Here is a 5,876-nt window from a genome sequence, read left to right on the forward strand (position 1 = left end):
AAGTGCGTCGGCAGCGTCAGATGTGTATAGGTGACAGCCGTGGTCGTGCGGGCGTCCGCCGGACGCGGGCCGCTCAGTCGCGCGTGAGCTTGCGGTGCGTCACGCGGTGCGGGCGGGCGACCTCCGGGCCGAGGCGCTCGACCTTGTTGGCCTCGTAGGACTCGAAGTTGCCCTCGTACCAGTACCAGTTCGCGGGGTCCTCGGCGGTGCCCTCGTAGGCGAGCATGTGGGTGGCCACGCGGTCCAGGAACCAGCGGTCGTGCGAGACGACCACGGCGCAGCCCGGGAACTCGAGCAGCGCGTTCTCGAGGGAGGTGAGGGTCTCCACGTCCAGGTCGTTGGTGGGCTCGTCGAGAAGGAGCAGGTTGCCGCCCTCCTTGAGGGTCAGCGCCAGGTTCAGGCGGTTGCGCTCACCGCCGGAGAGCACGCCGGCCTTCTTCTGCTGGTCCGGGCCCTTGAAGCCGAACGCGGACACGTAGGCGCGCGAGGGCATCTCGACCTGGCCGACCTTGATGTAGTCCAGGCCGTCGGAGACGACCTCCCACAGCGACTTCTCGGGGTCGATGTTCGCGCGGGACTGGTCCACGTACGAGATCTTCACGGTCTCGCCGATCTTCAGCTCGCCGCCGTCGAGGGGCTCGAGGCCGACGATCGTCTTGAACAGGGTGGTCTTGCCGACGCCGTTCGGGCCGATCACGCCGACGATGCCGTTGCGGGGCAGGGAGAAGGACAGGCCGTCGATGAGGACGCGGTCCCCGAAGCCCTTCTTCAGGTCCTTGGCCTCGATCACGACGGTGCCCAGGCGCGGGCCCGGCGGGATCTGGATCTCCTCGAAGTCCAGCTTGCGGGTCTTCTCGGCCTCGGCCGCCATCTCCTCGTAGCGGGCCAGGCGGGCCTTGGACTTCGCCTGACGGCCCTTGGTGTTGGAGCGGACCCAGTCGAGCTCCTCGGCCAGGCGCTTGGCGAGCTTGGCGTCCTTCTTGCCCTGCACCTCGAGGCGGGCGCGCTTGGTCTCCAGGTAGGTGGAGTAGTTGCCCTCGTACGGATAGAGGCGGCCGCGGTCGACCTCCGCGATCCACTCCGCGACGTGGTCGAGGAAGTACCGGTCGTGGGTGACGGCGATGACGGCGCCCGGGTAGGAGGCCAGGTGCTGCTCGAGCCACAGCACGGACTCGGCGTCCAGGTGGTTGGTGGGCTCGTCGAGCAGGAGGAGGTCGGGCTTCTCCAACAGCAGCTTGCACAGCGCGACGCGGCGCTTCTCGCCGCCGGAGAGGTTGGTGACCGGCTCGTCGCCCGGGGGCGTGCGCAGCGCGTCCATCGCCTGCTCCAGCTGGGAGTCGATGTCCCATGCGTCCGCGGCGTCGATGGCGGTCTGCAGCTCGCCCATCTCCTCCATCAGCGCGTCGAAGTCGGCGTCCGGGCTGGCCATCTCCTCGGAGATCTGGTTGTACCGCTGGATCTTGCCGTAGATCTCGCCGACGCCCTCCTGGACGTTCTCGAGCACGGTCTTGGACTCGTCCAGCTTGGGCTCCTGCATGAGGATGCCCACCGTGTACTCGGGCGAGAGACGCGCCTCGCCGTTCGAGGGCTCGTCGAGCCCGGCCATGATCTTGAGGATCGTCGACTTGCCGGCGCCGTTGGGGCCGACCATGCCGATCTTCGCCCCGGGGTAGAACGACATGGTGACGTCGTCCAGGATCAGTTTGTCGCCCACCTTCTTGCGGGCCTTGACCATCGTGTAGATGAATTCCGCCATGCGCCCCAGGCTAGTCGGTGGCCGCGGGATTCCTCTCATCGGGCCGATCCCGCGGCCCCCGACGCGCCCGCCCCCTCCAGCCGGGCCCGTTCGGGTTGCTCCCCGGCGGGCCGTTCGGGCCGCTCAGGCGGCGCCGGCCGCCGCCGGCTCGCGGACGCCGTGGGCGTCGTCGTCCGCCTCGTCCGCCTCGTCTCCCTCCTCCGACGACGACGGCGGCGGCGTGGCCGGCGCGTCGCCCCCGCGCAGCGCCGGGGGCAGCTCGGTGACGTACCCGTCCCCGGTGCCGGCGGCGGTCCCGTCGGCCTCCGCGGCGCCTGCCGAGGCGACGGCCCCGGCCTGACCCTGCCCGTCCTGCTCGTCGGCGCCCTCCGGGCGCGCGGCCGCGGCGCGCTGGCTGCGCTGGAAGGCCGCCGAGCCGAAGGCCAGGTCGAGCCCCACGGCGTCGGCCACCACGTCCACGGTCGTGCCGGAGCGCTCCTCGGTGGACCAGTCCCGCACCCTCAGCCGCCCGGTGACGATCACGGGGTTGCCCTTGCGCACGGACTGGGCGGTGTTGGAGCCGAGCGGGCCGAAGGCGGACACGCTGTACCAGTTGGTGTGGGCGTCCACCCAGGCGCCTGCCTCCCGGTCGAAGCGGCGCTCGGTGGTGGCCAGGCGGAAGCCGGCCACGGTGGCACCGGACGCGGTGGTCCGGGTGACGGGGTCCGTGGCCACGAAGCCGCGCACGGTGATGATGTCCTGCATGGTGTGCCTCCTGGGCTGCGCCCCGGGCCGTGCCGGGGTGGTGGTCGGCGCATCGGCTGATCCGCCACCGCCAGGGAACCCCGGGACGGGGCGAGGCCGGCGGGCCGGGACAGGATCTGGGGACGGCGGGGCATGCCCGGCGCCCTGTGCAGGAGCGGCCGCCCGTCGCGACCACCGCGACGGCTAGACTGGCACGGCCCAGCCCCAGTAGCTCAGCCGGACAGAGCAGCGGCCTTCTAATCCGCCGGTCGGGGGTTCGAATCCCTCCTGGGGCACCGAGAAGGGGCGGAGCCCTCCGCGCACGCCCGACGTCCGCCGCGCCCGAAGGAGACCGCCCTGGACCGCCTGCGCTCCTGGCTCCACGCCCCGCGACCCGCCGTCCCCGAGGTCCGCGTGACCCGCCGCGAGGGCCTCCACCTGGGAATCCTCCTCGCGCTCGCCTCGGCCCTGGCGATCGTCCACTCGTTCCTGCGGTACGGGATCTACGAGGCCAAGGGCTACGACCTGGGCATCTTCGACCAGGTGGTGCGCCAGTACGCGCTGTTCAACGCGCCGCTGAGCTCCGTCAAGGGCGTGGAGTTCCACATCCTCGGGGACCACTTCCACCCGATCCTGGCCCTACTGGCGCCCTTCTACTGGATCTGGCCGGACCCGCGCATGCTCGGCATCGTGATGGCCCTCGCCCTCGCGGCGGCCGCCGTGCCCGTCTACCTCTTCGCCCGACGCCGCACCGGCCACGCCGTCTCCCTCGTCGCCGTGGCGGCGCTGATGATCTCCTGGCCGTTCCAGGCGATGGTGAACTGGGACTTCCACGAGGTCACCCTGGGCGTGCCGATCATGGCGTGGCTCGTCTGGGCCCTGGACGGACAGCGGCCCTGGCTCGCCACGGTCCTGGCCGCCGCGCTGCTCACCGTCCGCGAGGACATGGGCGTCACCCTGATCGCCGTCGCGCTGGTCATGGCCCTGCGGCGCTTCTGGCCGCAGGCCGCCCTCGTCGCCGTCCTCGGCGTGCTCGGCTACTGGTTCGCCACCTCCGTGGTGATCCCCCACTACTCCCCCACGGGCGACTTCGGCTACTGGCAGTTCCAGGCCCTCGGCCCGGACATGGGCTCCTCCATCCTGACCATCCTCACGCGGCCGTGGGAGGCCGCCGCGGCGCTGGTCGACCACCCGCTCAAGGCGGCGCTGTGGCTGCTGCACCTCGTGCCGCTGCTGTTCCTGCCCCTGCTCAGCCCGCTCACCCTGATGGCGTTGCCCATCCTGCTCTCCCGGCTCTGGAACGACCGCCTCAACGTCTGGGCGCCCGTGTACCAGTACGACGCGATCCTCGCCCCCCTCCTCCTCATGGCCGCGCTCGAGGGCGCCGTGCGCCTCTCGGACCTCCTCGCCCGACGACGGCGGCCCCGTCCCGCCGGGACCGGTGCCGGCTCCCACGCCTCGCCGCCGAAGCGCCGGCTGCCGGCCGTCGTCGCCTCGACGGCGCTGGCGACGGGGCTGGTCGGGACCGCGTTCTTCCCGCAGGTGTTCCCGTACCACCGCACCCTCACCGGGGACATGACCATGACCCAGCACGCCCGGGACCTGGACCACGCGGTCTCCCTCATCCCGGACGGGGTGTGCGTGGAGGCCGCGGACAACGCGGTGCCGCACCTGACCGCCCGCACCCACGTGGGCCTGCACGGGGACATCGGCGACGAGCTGGCCACCTGGATGATCGTGGACACCTCGGTCGCCGAGCTCGGCGGCTGGGATCCGCTCACCCCGGACCAGGCCCTGGACCGGGCCGAGCGGCTCGGCTTCGAGACGGTGTGGGAGCGCGGCGACGTCGTCGTGCTGCGCCACCCGGACCGCGCCGTCTCCCCCACCTGCACGCAGTACCTCCAGCACCGCTGACGCGGGCGGCTCACGAGCCCGACGTCGACCCCTCCGCGGGCTGCAGGCCGCGGCCGGCCGGGGGCAGCAGCAGCCGGTCCGGGGCGCCCGCGTAGACGCCGGCGTGCGGGTCCTCCGCGACGCCCGGGGCGATCGTCGGGGCGCCCTGGGCGAGTGCCGTGCGGCGCACCGGGTCGCGCGAGGGGTCGAGGATGTCCTTGACCACGGTGACCATGAGCCACACGAGCGCCACGATGTGCGCGACGATCCCCGAGGCGTACCAGGCGGTGATCCACCAGGCCCCGTCCGCGAAGGCCCCGCCCGAGGTGATGCGCGCGGACTCCATCCACACGCCGCCCCAGTGGTACACCTCCACGGCCTGCCAGATCCAGAACGCTCGCCACCGCGGGGTCGCCAGGACCACCAGGGGGATCAGCCACATCACGAACTGCGGGGAGTACACCTTCCCCCAGAGCAGGAACGAGGCCACGATCAGGAAGCACAGCTGAGCCATGCGCGGCCGGTGCCGGGCGGAGAGCCCCAGCCAGGCGATGCCCGCGCAGCACAGGGCGAACAGGCCGTTCTGCAGAGTGGAGAACGTCTCCCCGGACCAGCCGGTCCAGGTCAGGGAGAGCCAGGTCGAGGAGAACGAGACGGCCCGGTCCCCGGAGAACGTGTAGAAGCGGGACCACTGGTCGAAGGCCGTCAGCATGAACGGCACGTTCACCGCGAGCCACGCGGCCACGCCGGCCGCCAGGGACGTGATCAGCCCACGCCAGCGGCCCGTGCGCAGGGCCAGCACCAGGATCGCGCCGAAGAAGAACAACGGGTAGAGCTTCAGGGCGGTGCCCAGCCCGATCAGCAGGCCCGCGAGCGTGGGACGGTGCGCCGTCCACGCCCACAGGGCCAGCGCCGCCAGCATGACCGCCCACAGGTCCCAGTTGAGCATCGAGGTGAGGATGATCCCCGGCGCCAGGGCCACCAGCAGCGCGTCCCGGGAGCGGCCGCGGGCGGTGTACGCGGTGGCGATCACGAGGACCACCCAGCACAGCACCACGCCGAGGGCGTTGACGTCGAAGTACGTCACGGTGCGCTCGTGCAGGTCTCCGGAGTCCGGCACCAGCCACATGGTCACGCCGGCGACGACGGCCAGCAGCGCCGGGTACTCCATCCACTGCTCGGGCGGCAGGGGCGTGTAGAAGGGGAAGTGGCCGTCCGAGAGCCCGCGCGTGGGGAACAGCTGCGCGAAGTCCGAGTAGCACATGTGCACGTGAACGCCCGGGGCGGCCCACCCGTTCACGCGGCACCACTGCTTGGTCAGCAGGCCGACGACGGCGGCCACGGCGGTGAGCCCCACGAGGATCCCGATCCAGCGGGGCCCGGGGCGCAGGGCGGCGGGGCTCGCCGGCGCGGCGGCGGAGCCGGTCCGGGTGTCGGCGGGGCGGCGGGGCTGCGAGGTCACGGTCTCTCCTGGGCGAGCGGGGCGGCGGCGTCGGTCGGGGGC

The 5,876-nt window shown here is 72.3% G+C and carries 4 protein-coding genes and 1 tRNA gene; 2 read left to right on the forward strand and 3 right to left on the reverse strand.

What is annotated here, in order from left to right; all coding sequences use genetic code 11:
* Nucleotides 1-73: 73 nt before the first annotated feature.
* A complete protein-coding gene (gene ettA, locus NWP10_RS10180) occupies nt 74-1,756 on the reverse strand; it encodes an energy-dependent translational throttle protein EttA (protein ID WP_258300827.1) in 1,683 nt (560 codons plus the stop codon).
* A 123-nt stretch (nt 1,757-1,879) separates the two neighbouring features.
* Nucleotides 1,880-2,500: a single-stranded DNA-binding protein gene (locus NWP10_RS10185; protein WP_258300828.1), complete on the reverse strand. Its 621-nt coding sequence runs from the start codon at nt 2,498-2,500 to the stop codon at nt 1,880-1,882.
* 201 nt (nt 2,501-2,701) lie between these two features.
* Here NWP10_RS10185 and NWP10_RS10190 point away from each other — a divergent pair.
* Together NWP10_RS10190 and NWP10_RS10195 are read left to right on the forward strand one after the other, a co-directional pair.
* Nucleotides 2,702-2,775: transfer RNA gene (locus tag NWP10_RS10190), tRNA-Arg, on the forward strand.
* Nucleotides 2,776-2,893: 118 nt separating this feature from the next.
* The gene (locus NWP10_RS10195) at nt 2,894-4,393 is read left to right on the forward strand and encodes a DUF2079 domain-containing protein (RefSeq protein ID WP_017489496.1); all 1,500 of its coding nucleotides are present in this window, start codon (nt 2,894-2,896) and stop codon (nt 4,391-4,393) included.
* A gap of 10 nt (nt 4,394-4,403) precedes the next feature.
* Here NWP10_RS10195 and NWP10_RS10200 read toward each other — a convergent pair whose 3' ends face one another.
* Nucleotides 4,404-5,834, reverse strand: coding sequence for a glycosyltransferase family 87 protein (locus tag NWP10_RS10200; RefSeq protein WP_258300829.1), 1,431 nt, complete (start codon nt 5,832-5,834; stop codon nt 4,404-4,406).
* Nucleotides 5,835-5,876: the final 42 nt, after the last annotated feature.

Source organism: Micrococcus sp. HG099 (genome assembly GCF_024723355.1).
In the GTDB taxonomy this organism is placed as follows: domain Bacteria; phylum Actinomycetota; class Actinomycetes; order Actinomycetales; family Micrococcaceae; genus Micrococcus; species Micrococcus endophyticus.